Origin of the sequence: Bradyrhizobium sp. 33ap4 (assembly GCF_032654765.1) — a bacterium.
GTDB lineage: Bacteria > Pseudomonadota > Alphaproteobacteria > Rhizobiales > Xanthobacteraceae > Bradyrhizobium > Bradyrhizobium australafricanum.
In genome coordinates this window covers 45,451-63,615 of the sequence record NZ_JAUMTJ010000042.1, presented here as the reverse complement: position 1 = coordinate 63,615, position 18,165 = coordinate 45,451, and the positions used below count along the sequence as shown (strand labels likewise).

The window sequence follows — 18,165 nt, the reverse complement described above, 5'->3', positions numbered from 1 at the left end:
ATCTGCCAGTCTAAAGTACAGCATAAATAGTGGATCGATGTCCTACCTATTGTGGTGAGGGCTATCTGACTCGGGAGTTGAAGAAGATGCGCTGGTGCTTGCCAGTTATGGCGTGGTGTAGCGAACCAGAATCGCTCTTCAGCGGCCACTCAGCATGCCGACAATATGCGGCTCACGCCTTTCTGCTCGTACAAACATGCGACCGCCGCCCCTCGTCAGTGAAATGAACGTCACGATTGAGGCTCTACTGAAGGACCTCATCGATGCTCAAGACCTTGGTCTGCCGCGCCCCACGTTCATGAGGTATTTCAGTGAGGCGGCGCCGCTTCTAAATTGAGTACCGCCTGTTGACCATCACCGAAAAATAGAGGGGACCGAAGTAGTCACCCAACGGTAGGCTCCCACTGTACCGGGCGCTCACACGAGGATAGCGCGACCTGGCCGCGGCTTCTCAGCGATTACGAGAAGCGGATCGTCCGCTCCAGCTTGACTCTAGCTTGCCCCCTGAGGTGACGGGCGGCCCGCCCGGCCCGCGGCAAGCTCCTATCGAGCGCTGCGCCGGATGGTCTGGCGCCGAGCCTCAAGCATGGGGAGCGGGCCTGATGAACGATAGCATTTTCGTGGAGGCTGGATGTGCACAAGGCGACGATTTCGGTTGCGGTGGCCGAAGGGATGCGCGGCGCGGAAGTTCGTAATTTAAGGACTATCCGCAATCCCGCCGATCAGGTCGCCAAGCTCGCGATGAAGGTCGGCAAGGGTGATCGGCAGGTAAGCTTTTGCTACGAAGCCGGTCCGTGCGGATACGGCCTGCATGGGCAACTGACGGGACTGGGGCACACCTGCATCGTGGTGGCACCATCGCTGTTTCCGATGAAGGCCGGTATAGCGCGACAATCTGGCTGGGAAGCTTCCATCCTGATTGCCGCGCGGCAGGCCGGGGATCGAGTTAAAACCGACCGGCGCGACTCGGCGATGCTGGCCAAGCTGCACTGGAGCAGCGACTCAGGCGCTAAGTGACATCTCCTCAATACGTGCGTGAATGTACGTCGACAGTCCCCAAAGATTGACCTGCCCTACGCCCCACAGCCTGTTGCAGAGCACTGATCTTGTTGGCTAGGGCGAAAGGCGCAACTCACGTCGCTAACGCAAATGTGGCAAGGCCCCTGGCGGGAATGCCAGGGGCCTCCTTGCAGGCCCACTTGAATCCTATGAAGCCGCGTGTGCTCTTCTTTTGCTCGCAGATACTCAGAAGTTGCGCTGAACGAGGAGCTGGAACCCCAGGCTGCTTTGATCCTTCAACTGATAAGCAGCAGCTGGCTTTCCGATAACCAATTGCTGCGGCAGCACCACCGTACTTCCGCTCGCGTATTTTTGGTCAAGCCTGCTGTAATCGACTTCGGCCATGAAAGTTAAATTCTTGACCGGGGTCCATGAGGTTTTCGTACCGACAACCGCATAGTTGAAGTCAGGGTTATAGCCGGCAATCCCACTCGAAAGTGCGAGGGCCCCGACGAATGCACCGCAGATATAGCTCTTGGCCGTACTGTTATAGCGAACGGCGCCAAATCCACCGAAGATACTACTTGCCCAGCGAGAATCCCAGTTGTGGTTATAGGCACCATTGAAGCCGAAGGTCGTAGTCAGCTGCTGGCCAGCGCCTGCAACGAACACTGAATCCGAAAGACCAGCCAGTCCGACGCTCTGGTACGCACCCGCCAAGCTCGTGCCTCCGTACCTTGCGTAAGTGGCTGGCAGATAGTCATTGAAGGTGTAACGGCTTGCACCATTCGCATACACGCCCGACAGGTTAATCGAGTCACCGGGACCGGTAGGGATGTTCTTGATCGAAAGCCCCAGTTGACCAGCCCAGCCCCACTTGTCGTCCGGATGGCCTGTGAACTCCGTCGCACCATAGTAAGCAGCGTGGTTATCATGCGCAGCCAGCGACGCTTGAAAGAGGCCCCAGGCCTGGTCAATGCGAACCATGGCGATGAGGTCTGGAGCTGCCGTACCAGCGATGTCATTGCCACCATACGCGCCAGTCACCAGACCAGCGGGCGTTGCTGCGCTCACGTTCCAGATGTTTGATGTATCATGTTGGACTTGATCCTGGACCGAGAAGGAGGCTGTGATGCCTTGACCGAAGTCAGCGGTGTACGTGAACTGGTTTACCGGGTCCCAGGCGCTGCTGCCCGGTAGTTCAACGAAGTTCCCGGGATACTCGCCCCAGGGCAGCGAGAACTGCGATTGCGCCTTGCCAAATGTGAAGCCAGCAAACTGGATGAAAGCGTACATGAACTGCAATGTACCCCCAGCGACAGCGCCTCCCGGAGCGCCCTGGTAAATGGTCGAGCCGTCTCCTGCCCCGCTGTAGCTCCCCGAAGTCCAGGTGAACCAAGCTTCTGCGTAGGTCCGCACCAAGCCGTAGTCGGTTGCCGTACGCGTATCAACGCTCAGAGCCTGACGAGCACGCCACGTGTAGGCATTGCTGAACCGGTTTGTTGCACCACCCACGCCAAAGTCCGGATTGAGGCTCATACTGTTACTATTCACTTGCAGCAAAGCACGAGTATAACCGCCCAGCTTGAGACAAGTGTCAGTTCCCGGAACGTAGTAAAATCCCGCGCCGTAAAGCGCGCAGGTCTTCACGTACTCAACAGCCTTCGCCTTGACCGGAAGATCGGCGGCGTGAGCTCCGGCGAGCGTAATCAGTCCCGCGACCGAACCGAGCAGAATGCTCTTCGACAAGTTCATAGTAGTCCTCCAATCGGCTCGTCTCAAAGGGGCAGCAACAGCGCCACCGACGAGAGCATCGAGCTTCGCCCCCATCACTCTCGTTGAAGGGCTTTCTTCGAACGCCACCTAAGCGATGAAACCAGTGAACGTCGCGGTGCGGACCATTCCGCTGCTCGCACCATCACGATGCCAGATAGCGCCTGTTGTCGGCGTTGAAACTGTGTAGGAAACAGACGAACTGTCACGGGCATTCTGCAAGTGTGCCCTGACGGCCTCACAACGGTATGCTTCGGACTTCATGCGATCGAAGAGCGCGTGCGCCTCACGTCAGCACACATAATCGAGCATCTTAACAATTGCTCGCTGACGTTATACGCACTGCGCGAGCAGATGGCGGCACGCGGCGCCGCCGTTCAACCGCCTTAGAGATTCAACCGAAGAAGCGCCGTAAGCTGCCAATCACAATTTCAGCAAATCGAACGTTACGCCGAAATCTCAGATCCAGATGATGCATATGCGTCTGCGACAAACTTGTAACAAGCGCACGCCCTTTGCTCGAGGCAGTTGCCTTTATCTATCTGCAATACGCCGCGCATCTTGCGAATAAGACGTTGCTTCGCGAATTCGTTTAGCGTTTCGGTTATCCCAGGACGAGGCAATCCCAAGACTGAAGAGAGATAGTCATGGGTAACTGGAAGGACATCACTGTCAGCAGCGTGCCTCGCTAGACATAGCCAGCTCGCCAGTCGCTCTTCGCGATGGTGCCAAACACCGCAAAATCCCGTCTGAGCGCAATGCAGCGTTAGCGCTTCAACGTACCCCGCGATATGCGCTCGGGCTTCACGGCGCTCGTTGATGACATGACGCAAATCTTCAACGCGGATCTTGAACGCGGTTCCGGGAAAAAGTACAGCGGCTTGATGCGTTGAAAGGTGCCCCCCGAATAGCACCGAAGCGCCGACCGCTCCCCGAAATCCTACGACCGCTGTCTCAAGAGCAGTTCCACTCATAACAATCCTGAGCGAAACAAGTCCCGACTCTATGAAATAGACGTAATCAACGTTTCGTTTCGGCTCATGTAGAACCATGCGCTCTCTCAGCACGACAGGCTCAAGGAACGCGGCTATTGCCGCGAGATCTTGCGGCGAGAGTCTCGCTAAAATCGAATTCCTGATAGCGGACCGTGCACTCGAGCGCACGGTGCCACTGCGAGGCCTGGGCCGCGTTAAGGGATTGTTCCGATCCTGGGTCAGCATCGCCTAAGATTTCTAAGAACCGATCGTTGGCCGCCACACGAGCGGCTGTCAGCGCTACGACCATCCGGGAAGGAACCTACAATGAACAGCGTTGCATCGAGTTGGGGCCAAACCATAGAATGGCCAACGCGTCGCTCGTGTCTATGGAACTCCACATCATCGACAACCCCTACAATGAACGCCTGGCCCCCCATGGCATGCGCTCGAAGCGGAGTACCCGCGAAACTGCGGCGGTTACGACCGGCGGAAGCATTCATCGCTTCAGACTTGCGCAGCGAATCCGTCGACTTTTGATGAGGTCGGGTCATTCCTTGCGACTCCTCAGGTCTTCAGCGTGGCACTGACCATCGCAACGGCTTAGGCAAGGTCGCATTCACGTGTGAGCAGTGCAAAGTCCGCCTGCGACAGGCCTTGGGCCGCGACGTAGGGACCGCGACTTTTGAATTTGCGCCGCCTATACACCTGGGGCATAGAAGCGTTGATGCTTGAGCGTGAGATAGTGACAATCGAACGTCCAGTCAGAAAGACCAAACCGAACTTACTCCGCAGCTTTTGAGCAGCGTCGCGTTTCGGGCGGAATGGGCGTGCTCGTGCAATATCTCGTACGCCGCACGAGCACGCAGTGTGTTTACGCATCCGTCAGGCCAGCACCGATAGATTGATTTCTTAGCCACCGTAGAGACTCATGGAGCGCCTCCATCTCAAGCTCAAGCAACCTTGTCGGATTAGACTCCGCGAGTTCAGCGGCCTCGACGATCCAGTCAGCGGGAAGGTCGAGAGGATCTACCCATTGAGGAAAGCTTTCGTGACCCTCGCCCCTGCTGCGTCGGTCTCGCATCGGAGCCCGATAAGACCACGTGTTCTCGAAGCTGATTCGGTCGATACCTAGGCTTGCGAGCTTTTCGGTAAGTTCGGCAACTGGTGTGATGCCGGCGCCAATTGGCACACCAAGCATCGTTCCTCCCTCTCCTTGGCGGACGGGAGGTAATAGCACGCAATCCTTGAGATGCGCGGAAGTTACCCAAGGTTTCATTGCCTCAAGCGATTCATACGGGTGCTCAAAAAAGAGCATCGAATTCACGTAGTCGAACAGCGCCCGAATCCACGGGCTATTCACGGATGCAAGAATATCCGCGACTTCGGCGCCACATAAGTCTTCATGATTTTCAAGCAGGATTGGAATGCCGACCTGTTCGGCCATCGGGGCGATCTTGGAGAGATTGAGCTTGGCCTCAGCCACGCGCTGGCGACGATCGGACGTACCCGTCGTGTAGGTTCTCAGGTGCCCGGCTCCGACGTCAGCTGCCATCGCTAGGCAGTCGCTCAGATGCGCTACCTCAGTTCCGCGAGTTTCGATGTCGATAAGAAGTCCACGATCCTCGACATGACGTCGCACCTTTCGAAGGTGATCACGCTCTCGTCCGGAGATTTCAATGTAGCCCGGAAGTTGAGCCGATACGTTGATCCCGTCGAAGCCGAGCTCAGCCGCAAGGTCGATCAATGAGAAGATATCGAAGCCTGGCTTATGACGATATTGATAGCGTAGGCCGAAAGAGTGAAAGAACAGTTTGGTCATGTCGTTTTGACGCCTTAGGGTAGGTTATGGGATGCGGTGAGACGTTCCTCGCCGACGGCGAACAGCGCGAGCAGCGAGGTAATGAGAATGAAGAGCCCAGGCAGAAGTGGAGCAGGCGACCCAAGGAGGAGCCCTGCCGCATTGAGCTTGATCAGAGTGCCCCAATCGGTTGCCGGTGGCTGCACGCCCAAGCCCAACACGCTGAGCGCGCTTAGGAACATCAGGCAGGACACAAAGCGGTTGACAAGCTCTACAGCGGCATAGCCCCGTATGTTGGGCCAAATGTCACGAAAGATGAGGTAGCCGAGTCCCTCGCCGCGAATGCGCGAGAGCTCGACAAACGGCTGCGTCATTACATGCGCGACGGGGACGCGCAGCGATCGGAACACACGGCAAAATTCGACGACTGTGATGACCGCAATGAGACTGGGCGTGCTCGATCCGAACGTCGCGATCAGTACGAAAGCAACGATCAGACCCGGGATGGCAACGAGCGCATCCATCGATCGGGTCAGTACGGATCCCCCCAAGCCGGTCCACAGGCCCGCGAGCACAGCGAGGCTGAGACCGAGACTAAAGGAGACGAGCGCCGCGGTGATGGAAATGAGCAGGCTCTCACGACCAGCCGCAACCGTCTCCGCGAGCAGATCTCGCCCGAGGTGATCTGTGCCAAAAAGGTGGGTTGCGGAAGGTATTTCGAACCGCTCAGCTTCGTAGAGCGCCGCCGGTCGAGTATTAATCCATGACGGCGCCATCAAGAGGGCGAGCGAAAAGATCGCAAAGGCAAAACCCCTCATATGTGCCCCCGCGCAAGAGAATCCTCTGGCGGGAGCGGGGTTTTGCAATTCGGCACCGCAGCCCGAAGCGCCCCGGGGTCGACTCCGCCCCCTGGCGAAACCACGCGCCCAGCATGCATTTCCACAACTTCATCCGCAAGTCGCTCCACCATATCGGGCTGATGCGAAACGAAGAGCATACTGACCGAACGCTGATCCCGCAGCTTGCACAAGAGCTCTGTGATGAGGGCGCCATTGGCTGGGTCGAGCGACGCCGTCACCTCATCGAGGAGAAGAATGCGTGGCCCCGCAGCAAGCGCCAATGCGATTCCGAGTCGTTGACATTCGCCACCGGAAAGTTCTGAGACGCGCTTGGACAGATAACTAGCCGGGAGAGAAATCGACTCGAGAACCTTAGCCACATCCTCTGAACTAGCGCTGCGATCGGCCTGGCGCAGCCTTCGGCCGATCAGATAGCCGATCGTGAGCGAGGGGTTGAGGTGTAGCCGAACCGATTGAGGGACGTACTCGAAGAGACGCTTCTCGGCGGTTGTGCGGGCCGAATAGTGAAGAGGTAGATTGCGCCCCCCGACCGAGACGCCCCCTGATGACTCGCGGTGCTGGCCGAGAAGCGCGCGAAGGATCGTTGTCTTGCCTGCGCCGGAAGGACCGACGAGACCGACGCAGGAGGCAGCACCAATCTCGAACGAGACGTCGCTGAGTAGTGGCTGGCCACTCAGTGCACGCACGCTCAGACAGTCAACAACCAGCGGCACAGCATGTCTGGGCGGAACGTTCCTAGATTTCAGAGACGAGACGAGCAGAATGTTCTCGGGTGGGGATTGCGTTTGGGCTTCCGAGACGGCTTCGGCGGACAGCGGCTTCTTCAGATGGTGTGCAAGGTCGATGATTCCGTCCGACAAGGCTTCGAAAAAATCGAGTTCGTGGGTCACGACCATCGCCGCAGCGCCGATCTCTTGTAGGCGCGTCTTGACGGCACGCATAACGGTGCTCTTCAGCTCCGGTTGGAGCGCGCTTGTAGGTTCATCCAAAATGACAAGGCGCGGTTCGGTGCAAAACAGGCTAGAGATGAGAATACGCTGAAGCTGGCCCCCACTATATTGGTGCGGGTAGCGATTCTCGTCGAAACCGGGAATATCAAGGCAATCGAATGCCTTGCGGAGCAGGTGCCTTCGCTCGATGCCTTGCGCGCGCGTGTCGCCGGGAAAGGTCGCGATTTGATCGACCACGCCGCGGGTCGGGACAAGGGTTGTAGCGGAGGACTGAGGAACGTAGAGGATTTCTCGTCCCCAAAGCGCTTGGCGATCTCGGACCGCCATGCGGACAAGCGATCGCCCCAAAAAGGAGGTATCACCGCAGGTGATCCGGAGATTGCGACGTTGCCAGCCGATTAGTGCTAGACAAAGGCTGGTCTTGCCGATGCCGGATGGCCCAACGACGGAGTAGAGGTGGCCGCCGAAAAGAGCGGCATTGAGCGCCCCGATACGGCATACCGCGCTGTTCGAGCTTGCGATCTCTACGGCTAGATCACGAATCCGCAGCACCTCGGTCACAGCGCGGTCCTTGCGACGAAGCGACCGCTGACGAGATCCGACAAAGAGTAAAGCAGCATGTAAATGCTGGTGATCAGTATCGCGCAGAACTGCAGTACTGGGACATCACGCCACACGACCGAGGACACGGTAAGGTCACCAAGCCCCGCAAAGCCGAAGACGACTTCGATCACGAGCACACCAGTGAGCAAATAGGCGCAATAGGTCAGAGCGAGGTTGAGGATCGATGGCGCAATGGCGGGTAACGCATAGCGAAGCGCAGTCTCGCCCCGCCCGAAGCCTTTAAGGCGGGCAAACTCGAAGTAGTCCTTGCGTTCCTCCATCGCGAGCAGCGCGAGCACCATTCGCCCAACATAGGCTACCATACCGACACCCAAGCAAGCGCTCGGCAGAATGAGAAGACGGAGCTGGTCGAGGGGCGGCTGTCCCTGCGAAATGCGCGAAATCGCGGGAAAAATTCTGAGCTCCACTGCGAACACATAGATAAAGATGTATGCGATGAGGAAATCAGGCGTGCAGATGACAATCTGCGTCACGAATCGGAAGAGTTGTTGCGAGCGTCGGCTCGTCATGAACATCCCAAGCCCGGCCGCGACCGCAACCGGAAACCACACAAGGGTCACGGCGGCGAGGGCGAGAGTGTTTTTGAGCCGTGGCTCAACCACTTGCCAAACACCAGTGCGCGTCGTGAACGATAGGCCAAAATCGCCGCTCAGGAAGGCGCAAAGCCACAGCACGAAGCGCTCAATGAGGCTATGGTCGAGACCGAGTTCAACGCGCATGCGTTGAGCGAGCTCTGGCGTGTAGTCTTGACCGAGCAACTCGCTCACGAAATCGCCCGGAATTGCGGCGGTCGCGAGAAAGATCAGTGCGGATGCGCCGATCAGAATGCCGAGGCGCGTGAGGGCGCCGCGGAATAGCGGCCACGCTCTGGCTCGGCCGGAACCGACGCTTCCAGGCACGGAGTGGATTGGTCTCAGTTCGCTCATGGGAGACCAAGCCTAGCGATCGAGCCAAATATCGGAGAATGCCCAGCCCTTGAGCCCTCCAAGCGGTGAAGGCATAACACCTTTGACATAGCTCGCCTTGGCATCGAGCTGATTGAAGAAAACCGGAATGGCGGCACCGCCATCGTTATGGATTGCCTCCTGGATGTCCCAGTACAACATGCGCCGACGAGCGAAATCTGTCGTGGCGACGGCTTCGTCCATCATGCGGTCGATCTCGGGCCGCCTCCAGCGTGTCTCGTTCCATTTGGCGTCAGAACGATAGGCTACGCGAAGCATGGCATCAGGCGTATAGCGCGTGCCCCAAGCACCAACCATCAGTGGCTCCTTGAGCCAAATGTTGTCCCAATAGCCAGTAACGGGATCGCGCCGTGCCTGCACACTGACACCGGCCTCACGCGCCGTGTCCGCAAAGATCTGCGCGAGGTCGACAGCCACACCAGGCGTGACGGCGTCGGAGGCGTGCAATACGAGCCCGTTGAGATTGATATCCGCTTTGCGAAGCAGCGTCCGCGCCCGATCAGGATCGTAAGACCTGAGAGGCAATTCCGAGTGATAGAACGGACTAAACGGGGGGATGGGATGGTCATTACCGATGCTAGCTTGCCCCGCGCAGAGCTTGTCGCGAAGGAGAGAACGGTCGAGCAGGCATTTTAGCGCGTTTCGTACCTCGATGCGGTCGAACGGCTCCTTGTCGACGTGCATCGCGATCGCGTTATGCAGCCCACTTGGCGATGACACGACATCGAGCCCGGGCGTCGCTGTTACGCGTTTGGCCAGAGAAAAGCTGACGGCCTGTATGGCATCAACGTCCCCAGCGAGCAAAGCAGAGACGCGCGCGATTGAATCCTGGTTACCCTGGAATGAGACTTCGTCCAGGTAGGGCTTGCCGCTATCCCAGAAATTCGGATTGCGGCGATATGTGTTAACCCCAGCCGGATCGAGCCCATTAGCAATGAACGCGCCTGCTCCAAGTGGCTTGTCAAAACGAGAATAGCCCTCGGGAAAAATATGGAAGCGATCCTGAGCGAGTAGTAGCGGGAAGTCGGCATCAGGACGTGACAGCTTGAAGCGGACCGTCAGTGCATCCTCAGCAATGATAGCGCTCACGTGATCAACGAGCACACGCAAAGGCGATTGCGCCGCAGGATCGCGCAACCGATTGATGGTGTAGATTACGTCCTGAGACGAGACGGATTTGCCATCATGGAACTCGGCGCCACGACGCAGCCGAAAGATCCAGTCATTTACCTGGCCATTGGCGGCCTCCCAGCTCTCCGCAAGCGCCGGAATCGGCTGAAGATGCGAATCGACACCGACGAGGCGGGCTCCAATAAGTTCATAGGCGAAATAGACGGACCAGGACGCAACTTTGGTTGGATCTAGCAAGGACGAAGACGCTGTCTCCTGCAAAACGACCCGCACACGTCCGCCTCGGCGCGGCTGTGGTTGCTGCGCCTTCGAGAGACCTGACGACGTGGCCAAAGCAGCGCCGCCGACTAAACCCGTGAAGCTGCGGCGTGTGATCATTCGAGATAGCATAGGAACGGCTTCCCCATCGTTTTTGCTCCGCCCCGGACGAGCCCCGCCCTAAACTTTTGTCCGGCAAAGTCGACCTTGACGACGGCACTCGTATATACGAGTTGAAATGACAGGATGATGACACAAGACGGATGCAAAATGGATACAGCTGGCGGTATTCGAACACCAGACTCCGGCCGCGATGCCTCGGACGGCCCTCGGTGGCGCTTCATCGCGGAAACACTGAAGGACGAAATCCTGGCCGGGCATTTTGATACCGACCGACAATTGCCATCCGATACCAAAGTCGCTGAGCGGTTTTCGGTGAGCCGCATGACGGCTCGAAAGGCACTAGCAAGCCTTCAGAGTAAGGGGATCATCCGGATCGAACACGGGCGCGGCTCGTTCGTCGAGCTTGACGCCATCCAATATCGGCTTGGCGGACGCCGCACGTTTTCGAAGAACGTCGCGGATAATGATATGAGGCCCAGCCGTCGGTTGCTCGCGGCGGACATTGTCCAAAGCGATGCTTGGGTGCAGCAATGCCTTCGTCTAACGCCGGGCTCTTCGACCTTGCGCATCAAGCTTGTCAGCGAGGCAGACAACCGGCCCCTCGCTCTGAGTACGTGTCATCTGGAATGGCCACGTTTCGATGGATTCGTCGACGCGCTTGGATCCGAGGCGAGCGTCGAAAATGCGCTAGAGCGATACGGGTTGGCAGAGAAGACAGACGTTGACGTTGTCCTGCTCGCGCGGATGCCGACGGAGGAGGAGGCGTCTTTGCTGGACCAATCCGCGGCTCGGCCCGTCGTGGAAAAACGCGCCTCGAGCATCGATCCTCGAGGTGAACGATTCTGGTGTCATCAGACGATCTATGCCGCCGATAGGGTCCAGTTTCACTTCGACAGATTGTAGATGTTGCTGCGCCATTCAGCTCATCGATGTTCTCCGCACTGTCCAGGATCGGGTGCGGTATTGCAATGTGAGCGGCTCGGAGGGAATCATGTCCTCGATCGTGTCGAGGATTTCTTGCCAGCGAACTGGGCTCACTTGGCTGACGATGTCATGGTTGCAATGCCAGGACTCCATGAACTGAGCGCGGGAGCGTGGTTCGAAGTTTGTTGCTTCGATCTGAAGGCAGTCGGCGAACTGACCCGACCGAAGGAGAATCTCCTCGACGTCATCCATCACGCGCAGGGCAAGTTGATAGCTACGCTGGAGACCTGGCTCAATCTCTTCAATGCGCTGTTCGATACGACGACGAAGATCATCACGCTTATAGTCGGCGACGCTCCAAATCGCGGTGAAAAACCCATGGGGCCGAAGCACGCGATAGAATTCGGTGAGCGTGCGGACGGGGTCCGCCCAATGAAACGCTGTTCCCATGCAGATCCAATCCACACTCGCGTCCGGTAGCGTTGTCATTTCGGCACTCCCTGCGAGCCACTGAAAGCCGTGCTCCGTGCGAAGGCAGCTTTGCCCTTCTGCACGCATAGCGTCATTCGGCTCGATCGCGTAGCCTGTGAAGCCTAGTTCGGACAGTTGAAGGGCAAGTTTGCCAGTGCCCGCGCCGACATCTGCAATACGAAGATCCTTCTCGCCTTGGTGGACATGCGCCTTCAGGGAGCGCAGGACAGACGTTGCATAGCTCGGTGCTAAATGAGCATAACGCTTAGCGGTGCTACTGAAGTCCCCATAGCCCGTCGTAGTCCTCTTGAAACTCATGCATTTCTCCAAGCGCATCGAGGTCGATGGGTGGCTGATCCTTCTAGCCTTCGCATTTACGTGCCAAGGCGCCGGCCACGAGCAACGTCGCTGCCGCGCATAATAAACTCAGGACGACACCGCCCAAGCTCGCAATGGCACCCCACAGCGCCCCGCCGACAGCAAATGCCGCATAAGAGACGGTCGTATAGATGGCAGCGCCACGCCCGCGGGCTGCCGCATCAAATAGGGCCTGCGCCGCGCCACAGAGCAAGGAACTCATTATGCTGTACCCTGCCCCTGCCACGAGCACGACGAGTGCCAGGGCGACCCGGCTGTCGGCGACGGCGATCGCACCCACGGCCGCAGCCATTGCACATCCGCCGACGCAAATCAGGCCATCGGCATTGAGCCCGCGTCCCAGAAGCGGCAGGAGCTGCGCTCCGATGATCGCTCCGGCACCGAGACTGGCCATGGCCAGCCCCATCGTACTGGCGCCCAGGTTGTGGGCCGCGGTCACAAAGGGCACGAGGGCCCACAGCGCGCTCGAGCCGACGGACACGATGGCAATAAGCATGAGGAAGCGCCCGAAGCCGGAAACGCGGCTCACGCTGAGAAGCTCTCGCCAAAAGCCTGCTTCATCCCGCATAACACAGTGCCTGGCTCTACTCGTGTGTGTAAGGATTAGTGCTCCGGCCATCGGCACAAGACACGCCGCGCTCACCGTGAATAGAACGCCGAACCCAAGGCCAACGCCGATGATCGGTGATCCGATCACGCGCGCGACGTTGAAGCTTATGGTGCCAAGCGACGATATGGCGATAATTTCTTCGGGCTCGACCAGATCTGCCGAGAGCGCCTGCCAAGCCGGGATGCTGAGCGCCCAGCCGCAGTTGAAGGCGAAGATCGCTCCGAGCAGCAGCCAAGGCGAGAAAGCCTGGCCAAAAGCCAGCACCGCCATGCCTATGCTCGCGAAGATCATGAGGTATTGCGCCCCCAGGAGACAGAGTTTCCGATCCCACCTGTCTGCAAGGACTCCAGCGATCACAGTGAGGAAGCACGTGGGCGCGTAGATGGCCGTCTGCACGAGCGCGACCATGGTTGGCGATTGTGACATTGTCGCCATCAGCCACGCGCCCGAGAGGCTGTTCAGCCATATACCTTCCTGAGAGCAAATATTGGCGAACCATAGCCACCGAAAGCGGCGATGCTTCAGAGCGCTCCAGGGCGACAAGGTTTGGATTTGGCTCGGGGCGGGATTATGCGCGCTGCGGCCGGCCATGACCTTACTTCCTTGACGCTGAAGATGCTCCGGCTGTGCATTGCCTACAGTCGGCGTATCAGTGGACAATGAGGTTGAGGCCATCAGTGATGTCGCTCGTCGGACGCAATTGTTTGCGGCAGCAAGGCAGGCGGCACCGCCTCACCGACAAAGAGGCCCACAAGCGGATAAAAAATCAGTCGACGACAAGTCGTCGCTTGGAACTCTTCCACGCTTGGCGAGAAAGGCGTTCAAAACCCATGCCAATTTGACTGATCAAACCGATCAGGAAAACGGTGATGCTTGGGCAACTTCGTCCGCGACGCCAAAGCCTGTCCAAGCACACTCGTGTCGCGAACTCGACAAACCCGACACACAAGAGAGCGATCATGGACCGAAAATGTGAATCGTGAAGCAAGCGGATTCTTTTGAGACTTGGCGCGCGGCGGCATGCGGTTGCTCCGCTGTGTTCGACGAGCCTACGATTTAGGCCAGCGCGAAGATGTAATCGTATCGTAGCATTTTTGTAGCTAGATTGACATGCCTCGTCGCGTGCGAGATCGTTATCAAGCGGTAACACCACAAGAAGACCTGTGACGAATGGCGACAAACATCGAAATGCATTCACGCGTCGAACTGATCAGCTTATGATGTCGACTATACCGGGAAGACGCAGTGAACACGCAATTATTCTTGCCGCCGGCAAAGGAGAGCGGCTCCTCCCCATTACCGCACATCGACCGAAGCCACTACTCCCAGTCAATGGCACGCCAATTCTGCGGAATTGCGTACAGATGCTCGGCGCCTCCGGGATCACGAAAGCCACCATTGTAATAGGGCACCTGCGCGATCTCGTCGTGGCAGAGCTCGGATCGACGCTTGCCGGAGTGGAGATAGACTACGTGCCGGTCGAGAATTACCAGCACACCAATAATATCGTTTCACTCTGGGCTGCCCGCGATCATCTATGTAATGACGTGGTCCTCATCGAAGGCGATGTATTCTTCGACCGGGTCATTCTCGATCGACTCCTATCGCCAGATCTCGTTAATGCGGTAGCCGTAGACCGGATGGAGCCGCACATGACAGGCGCAGCTGTGTCCGTCGACGAGGAATGGTGCATCCAAGCGCTTTCGATCGTACCGGCCCAAGCTGGTGAGAGCCGCAAAAAAGAACTCTGGAAGACGATCAACATACACCGCTTTTGTCGAGAGTTCATGCAGAGGAGTCTGCTCCCCGAGATCGAGCGGACAATTGAGGCAGGAAACACTTACGAATTTTATGAATGCGCGTTGGCACGCTTGATCGCACGCGGTGGGAGCGACCTGCGGGCCGTACCGTGTCCGAATATCCGCTGGATAGAGATCGACGATCCGCTCGATTACGCGGTTGCCCAGCTCCTTTTCATCGATAAGAGCTCTGAAGAGACGCGCGGAGCCTATTATGCATCATGATCTCTATCCCTCGAAGGGCGCAAATATGGCGGGCTCGGACTACACGGGTCAGCTCTCGTTTTTTGACGCCCCCTACGATCATCTGGGCGTACGCCAGTTCATCAACTGTACCGGCGTCCGGGCGATCAACGGAAATTGCAGAATGTTGCCCCAGGTCGAACAGGCGATGGCGGCTGCGGCACGGGGCTTCGTCAATCTTGACGAGCTCATGCAAGTGGTCGGAGAGCGTCTCGGTGCGCTCATGGGCACGGAATGGGGTATCGTCACAGCCGGCAGCGCCGCCGCGATTGCATTGTCAGCAGCGGCATCCATCGCCGGCAACGATCCGGAGAGAATGCTTCGGCTGCCCTTCCTAGCACGGAATGGCCAAGTCGTATTGGTCCCAAGCGATCAACGTTTTGCCTACGAGCAAGCGCTTCGCCTCGCCGGTCTGACCGTCAGGTCAGTAGGGTCGACTACGGAGGCCGAATTGGCTTTAGCCCAGCACGACGTGGCACTCGTGTGCCTCAACGCCATGCGTGAGCCACAATCCCGTCTGCCGCTTGGAAGTCTAGTGCCGCTTGCACGGGGCGCAAAGGTTCCCATTCTTGTCGATGCCGCCTCGGTCTACCCGCAGACCCCGGATCCTTGGCTTCGGCGAGGCGCTGATCTGGTTGTTTATAGCGGTGCGAAATTCTTGCGTGGCCCCCATTCGACGGGCCTGCTCTTCGGTCGGCGTGAGCTCGTCGAAGCCGCATGGCTCAACGGCGCCCCGCACCAGTCATTCGGTCGAGCGATGAAGGTCGGAAAGGAGGAAATCATCGGAGCACTTGCCGCTGTCGAGCATTGGTTTGGCTCGCACGACCCGGCCGCCGAAGAACAACGCTGGCGCTCGGAGCTCGTGCTGATTGCAGGCGAATTGGAACGCGAACGAGGGATCCGAACCGAAATCGTTGAGGCAGTCGATCTGGCCAGGGTACCTCGATTGAGGGTGCGGTGGGATACGATACGATATCCAATTCATGGCCTTCTTTTGAGAGAACGGCTACTTGCCGAAAGTCCTTCGGTGATGCTTGACGACATTCGCGCCACTGCGGAATCCGTGATCCTCGACCCCTATAACTTCCAGCCAGGTGAGGCGAAGGTCGTTGCTCAACGGATGAAGGAAGAATTTCGGCGAGCGAGCGCTCCGCGCCAGCACGAACATCACCATGGCGAGACTCCTCTCTTGGCCGGCACCTGGAGCCTTCATCTCTCATTCCTTCACCGCAGCGCCGTTCATGAGCTGACCCTAGAACAAAACGGTACGGAATTTGCGGGCATGCATCGCACGCCGATGTCCGAAGCCCCTCTGAGCGGCACGACCGAGGGCATCGGAATTCGTTTCACGAGTGCGCATCCTTACGAGGCATTCAAGATTTCCTACATGTTTACGGGATGCATGGAAGGTAGTGAACTCGTCGGGGACGTCGTGCTCGGCGCGGCAACTGATGCTCATTGGGGGCCTGTATTCTGCTCCCAGTTTGGTAGAGCCAATTGGCGCGCTGAGCGCATTAGAACACAGTCATAGGCTGACATCGATTGAGGATTAGAATGGGCTTTATGTTTTAGAATGGACACCCAGAATGGATACCCGATCGTCCCTTGACCCGACGGTAGTTCGCGAGAATGGGCGCTGCCAGCTCGGCTCGAAGAATGCCTATGTTCAGGCAGCAGGACTTAGGCCCGCGCGCGCGGTTGGCGTCGGGATCGGGCACCACGGGGAAATCCTCCAAGGAGCCTTCCGTGACCAAGACTGCCGAATCCATCGAGGGCTTGTCACCTTACCCTGTCCCATCTTCAATTCCATCGCCTGGGTCTCGCCCAGGAGTGCCCCCTCAGTCGACCTCGATCCAGCCGAGAAATCAAAGGTGCAACGTGCCGTGGCCCTGATGTTGGGTCAATTCGGTGAGCGTGCGCCGGGATTGTCGGTGTGGGTCAGGAGCAACATACCCATCGGCTACGGGTTGGGTTCGTCGACGGCTGACATCGTCGCTGCCCTGAAGGCGACAGCCGCCGCCCTCGGCAAAAGCCTTAGTCCGGCACAGCTTCTAGAAATAGCTGTGGCAGCGGAGGAAGCCAGCGATGGAACCATGTTCACTTCGCGCGCGGTTCTTACTGCGCATCGGGAGGGTATCGTTATTGAGGAGTTCGCCCAACTGCTCCCGCCTTTGGGAATCATCAGTATAAACTGCTGCCCGGAGAGCCCATTGCTGACGCTGGATTTTCCGCCCGCTCGCTATGAACCAGCAGAGATTGATCATTTCGACGAATTACGCCGGATCTTGAGACGCGCCATCTCCAACGCGGATCAGGCACTCCTTGCGAGGGTTGCAACAGAAAGCGCCCTCATCAATCAACGCTATATTGCTCAGCCAGGCCTTCCAGATGTTTTAGATATCGCCTGTGCCAATGGTGCTCTGGGGATTCAGGTTGCGCATAGCGGTCGAATGGTCGGCGTGATCCTGCAAGCGAATCGCAATCGCTCAGACCCGCAGGTGTCGGCAATCATGAGCGGGCTTGCGGAGCTTGGTGTGGTACCGATGTTTATCTCCCGCTTGCAGTAATCCCTCGAAGACTTCACTTGAATAAGAGGAGAGCCGCATGCGCACGACACCCGCTGCTGACCGACCGAGGTTAATGATCCACCTGCTCGCAGATGTTCCCAATTTCATCACCTTGGTCGGATTTTGTTTGTCGTTGCTCGCGATGTTCTTCGCCCTGAAACACGCATTCGAACTCGCGCTAATTTCCGCGCTCTGGGCCGTCGTTGCTGATTGGATCGATGGCTGGCTGGCGGCGTGCATTAAGAGCCGGCCAAAAGAGCGGGAAGAGTTTGGCGCAAATCTGGATTCTTTCGCCGACCTCATCAGCAGCGGCATCTTTCCAGCGATCCTGCTCATGGCTGTCGGCAATTTAAGCATGACGGCAATTCTCTGCGCACTATTCGTGGCAAGCGCTGGAGTCTTGCGGTTAAGCTATTTCAACGTTTACGGCGCAACTGAGGACGGGAAAGTCGTGGGTCTGCCGATCGCCCATAATATTCTCGTCCTAACTCTCCTCTTCCTGCTGCGGCCGTTCATCCGCACGGAGCAATTCTTTCCTATTTTGGCAGCCACGAATAGTGGGCTTGGCATACTTAATATCGCTCCTTTCTTCTTCCCACGAGGGCGCGCGGCGGTGATCCCCTGGATCACTGGCTTCGCTGCACTGTCAACAGTGGCACTCCTATCGATGCTCGACTAGAGCAGATGGCGCTCGAATGGCGGCTGGAAACCTCGC

General features: G+C 57.9%; 15 protein-coding genes. 6 read left to right on the top strand and 9 right to left on the bottom strand.

Annotated features, from left to right (window positions below; all coding sequences use genetic code 11):
* Positions 1 to 633: 633 nt before the first annotated feature.
* Entirely contained in the window at positions 634 to 1,017 is a 384-nt protein-coding gene (locus tag Q2M23_RS44105) for a hypothetical protein (RefSeq protein ID WP_410469778.1), read from the top strand.
* Between the two features lie 228 nt (positions 1,018 to 1,245).
* Here Q2M23_RS44105 and Q2M23_RS28745 read toward each other — a convergent pair whose 3' ends face one another.
* The 7 genes from Q2M23_RS28745 to Q2M23_RS28715 all read right to left on the bottom strand — a co-directional run bounded on the left by Q2M23_RS28745 (position 1,246) and on the right by Q2M23_RS28715 (position 10,455).
* Positions 1,246 to 2,754 (bottom strand): porin, encoded by a 1,509-nt coding sequence (locus tag Q2M23_RS28745; protein WP_316397807.1) that lies wholly within the window; start codon positions 2,752 to 2,754, stop codon positions 1,246 to 1,248.
* A gap of 464 nt (positions 2,755 to 3,218) precedes the next feature.
* Entirely contained in the window at positions 3,219 to 3,746 is a 528-nt protein-coding gene (locus tag Q2M23_RS28740; protein WP_316397822.1) for a Crp/Fnr family transcriptional regulator, read from the bottom strand.
* A gap of 874 nt (positions 3,747 to 4,620) precedes the next feature.
* Entirely contained in the window at positions 4,621 to 5,568 is a 948-nt protein-coding gene (locus Q2M23_RS28735) for a sugar phosphate isomerase/epimerase family protein (RefSeq protein WP_316397806.1), read from the bottom strand.
* Positions 5,569 to 5,582: 14 nt separating this feature from the next.
* The gene (locus Q2M23_RS28730; protein WP_316397805.1) at positions 5,583 to 6,365 is read right to left on the bottom strand and encodes an ABC transporter permease; all 783 of its coding nucleotides are present in this window, start codon (positions 6,363 to 6,365) and stop codon (positions 5,583 to 5,585) included.
* A complete protein-coding gene (locus Q2M23_RS28725; RefSeq protein WP_316397804.1) occupies positions 6,362 to 7,918 on the bottom strand; it encodes an ABC transporter ATP-binding protein in 1,557 nt (518 codons plus the stop codon). The genes Q2M23_RS28730 and Q2M23_RS28725 overlap by 4 nt, the downstream gene beginning before the upstream one ends.
* The gene (locus Q2M23_RS28720) at positions 7,915 to 8,907 is read right to left on the bottom strand and encodes an ABC transporter permease (protein WP_316397803.1); all 993 of its coding nucleotides are present in this window, start codon (positions 8,905 to 8,907) and stop codon (positions 7,915 to 7,917) included. The genes Q2M23_RS28725 and Q2M23_RS28720 overlap by 4 nt, the downstream gene beginning before the upstream one ends.
* A gap of 12 nt (positions 8,908 to 8,919) precedes the next feature.
* Complete coding sequence (locus Q2M23_RS28715; RefSeq protein WP_316397802.1) at positions 8,920 to 10,455, bottom strand: ABC transporter substrate-binding protein; 1,536 nt, start codon at positions 10,453 to 10,455, stop codon at positions 8,920 to 8,922.
* 150 nt (positions 10,456 to 10,605) lie between these two features.
* Here Q2M23_RS28715 and Q2M23_RS28710 point away from each other — a divergent pair, with 150 nt between their 5' ends.
* Positions 10,606 to 11,361 (top strand): GntR family transcriptional regulator, encoded by a 756-nt coding sequence (locus Q2M23_RS28710; RefSeq protein ID WP_316397801.1) that lies wholly within the window; start codon positions 10,606 to 10,608, stop codon positions 11,359 to 11,361.
* A 15-nt stretch (positions 11,362 to 11,376) separates the two neighbouring features.
* Here Q2M23_RS28710 and Q2M23_RS28705 read toward each other — a convergent pair whose 3' ends face one another.
* A complete protein-coding gene (locus Q2M23_RS28705) occupies positions 11,377 to 12,171 on the bottom strand; it encodes a class I SAM-dependent methyltransferase (protein WP_316397800.1) in 795 nt (264 codons plus the stop codon).
* Between the two features lie 43 nt (positions 12,172 to 12,214).
* Positions 12,215 to 13,432, bottom strand: coding sequence for an MFS transporter (locus tag Q2M23_RS28700; protein WP_316397799.1), 1,218 nt, complete (start codon positions 13,430 to 13,432; stop codon positions 12,215 to 12,217).
* Positions 13,433 to 14,058: 626 nt separating this feature from the next.
* Here Q2M23_RS28700 and Q2M23_RS28695 point away from each other — a divergent pair.
* Genes Q2M23_RS28695 through Q2M23_RS28680 form a run of 4 tightly spaced genes read left to right on the top strand, consistent with a single transcriptional unit; the run spans position 14,059 to position 18,129 of the window.
* Complete coding sequence (locus Q2M23_RS28695; protein WP_316397821.1) at positions 14,059 to 14,865, top strand: phosphocholine cytidylyltransferase family protein; 807 nt, start codon at positions 14,059 to 14,061, stop codon at positions 14,863 to 14,865.
* Complete coding sequence (locus Q2M23_RS28690) at positions 14,855 to 16,414, top strand: aminotransferase class V-fold PLP-dependent enzyme (protein ID WP_316397798.1); 1,560 nt, start codon at positions 14,855 to 14,857, stop codon at positions 16,412 to 16,414. Before Q2M23_RS28695 ends, Q2M23_RS28690 begins: the two co-directional genes overlap by 11 nt.
* Positions 16,415 to 16,469: 55 nt before the next feature.
* On the top strand, positions 16,470 to 17,450 hold the full coding sequence (locus tag Q2M23_RS28685; RefSeq protein WP_316397797.1) for a GHMP kinase: 981 nt from the start codon (positions 16,470 to 16,472) through the stop codon (positions 17,448 to 17,450).
* A 37-nt stretch (positions 17,451 to 17,487) separates the two neighbouring features.
* The gene (locus Q2M23_RS28680; protein WP_316397796.1) at positions 17,488 to 18,129 is read left to right on the top strand and encodes a CDP-alcohol phosphatidyltransferase family protein; all 642 of its coding nucleotides are present in this window, start codon (positions 17,488 to 17,490) and stop codon (positions 18,127 to 18,129) included.
* The last annotated feature ends 36 nt before the right edge of the window (positions 18,130 to 18,165 follow it).

Coding starts and splice junctions, on each gene's coding strand:
- Q2M23_RS28715 (WP_316397802.1), bottom strand. CDS start 10,455: ATGATCACACGCCGCAGCTTCACGGGTTTAGTCGGCGGCGCTGCTTTG.
- Q2M23_RS28685 (WP_316397797.1), top strand. CDS start 16,470: ATGGATACCCGATCGTCCCTTGACCCGACGGTAGTTCGCGAGAATGGG.
- Q2M23_RS28735 (WP_316397806.1), bottom strand. CDS start 5,568: ATGACCAAACTGTTCTTTCACTCTTTCGGCCTACGCTATCAATATCGT.
- Q2M23_RS28710 (WP_316397801.1), top strand. CDS start 10,606: ATGGATACAGCTGGCGGTATTCGAACACCAGACTCCGGCCGCGATGCC.
- Q2M23_RS28700 (WP_316397799.1), bottom strand. CDS start 13,432: ATGGCCGGCCGCAGCGCGCATAATCCCGCCCCGAGCCAAATCCAAACC.
- Q2M23_RS28695 (WP_316397821.1), top strand. CDS start 14,059: ATGATGTCGACTATACCGGGAAGACGCAGTGAACACGCAATTATTCTT.
- Q2M23_RS28690 (WP_316397798.1), top strand. CDS start 14,855: ATGCATCATGATCTCTATCCCTCGAAGGGCGCAAATATGGCGGGCTCG.
- Q2M23_RS28720 (WP_316397803.1), bottom strand. CDS start 8,907: ATGAGCGAACTGAGACCAATCCACTCCGTGCCTGGAAGCGTCGGTTCC.
- Q2M23_RS28705 (WP_316397800.1), bottom strand. CDS start 12,171: ATGAGTTTCAAGAGGACTACGACGGGCTATGGGGACTTCAGTAGCACC.
- Q2M23_RS28730 (WP_316397805.1), bottom strand. CDS start 6,365: ATGAGGGGTTTTGCCTTTGCGATCTTTTCGCTCGCCCTCTTGATGGCG.
- Q2M23_RS28745 (WP_316397807.1), bottom strand. CDS start 2,754: ATGAACTTGTCGAAGAGCATTCTGCTCGGTTCGGTCGCGGGACTGATT.
- Q2M23_RS28740 (WP_316397822.1), bottom strand. CDS start 3,746: ATGAGTGGAACTGCTCTTGAGACAGCGGTCGTAGGATTTCGGGGAGCG.
- Q2M23_RS28680 (WP_316397796.1), top strand. CDS start 17,488: ATGCGCACGACACCCGCTGCTGACCGACCGAGGTTAATGATCCACCTG.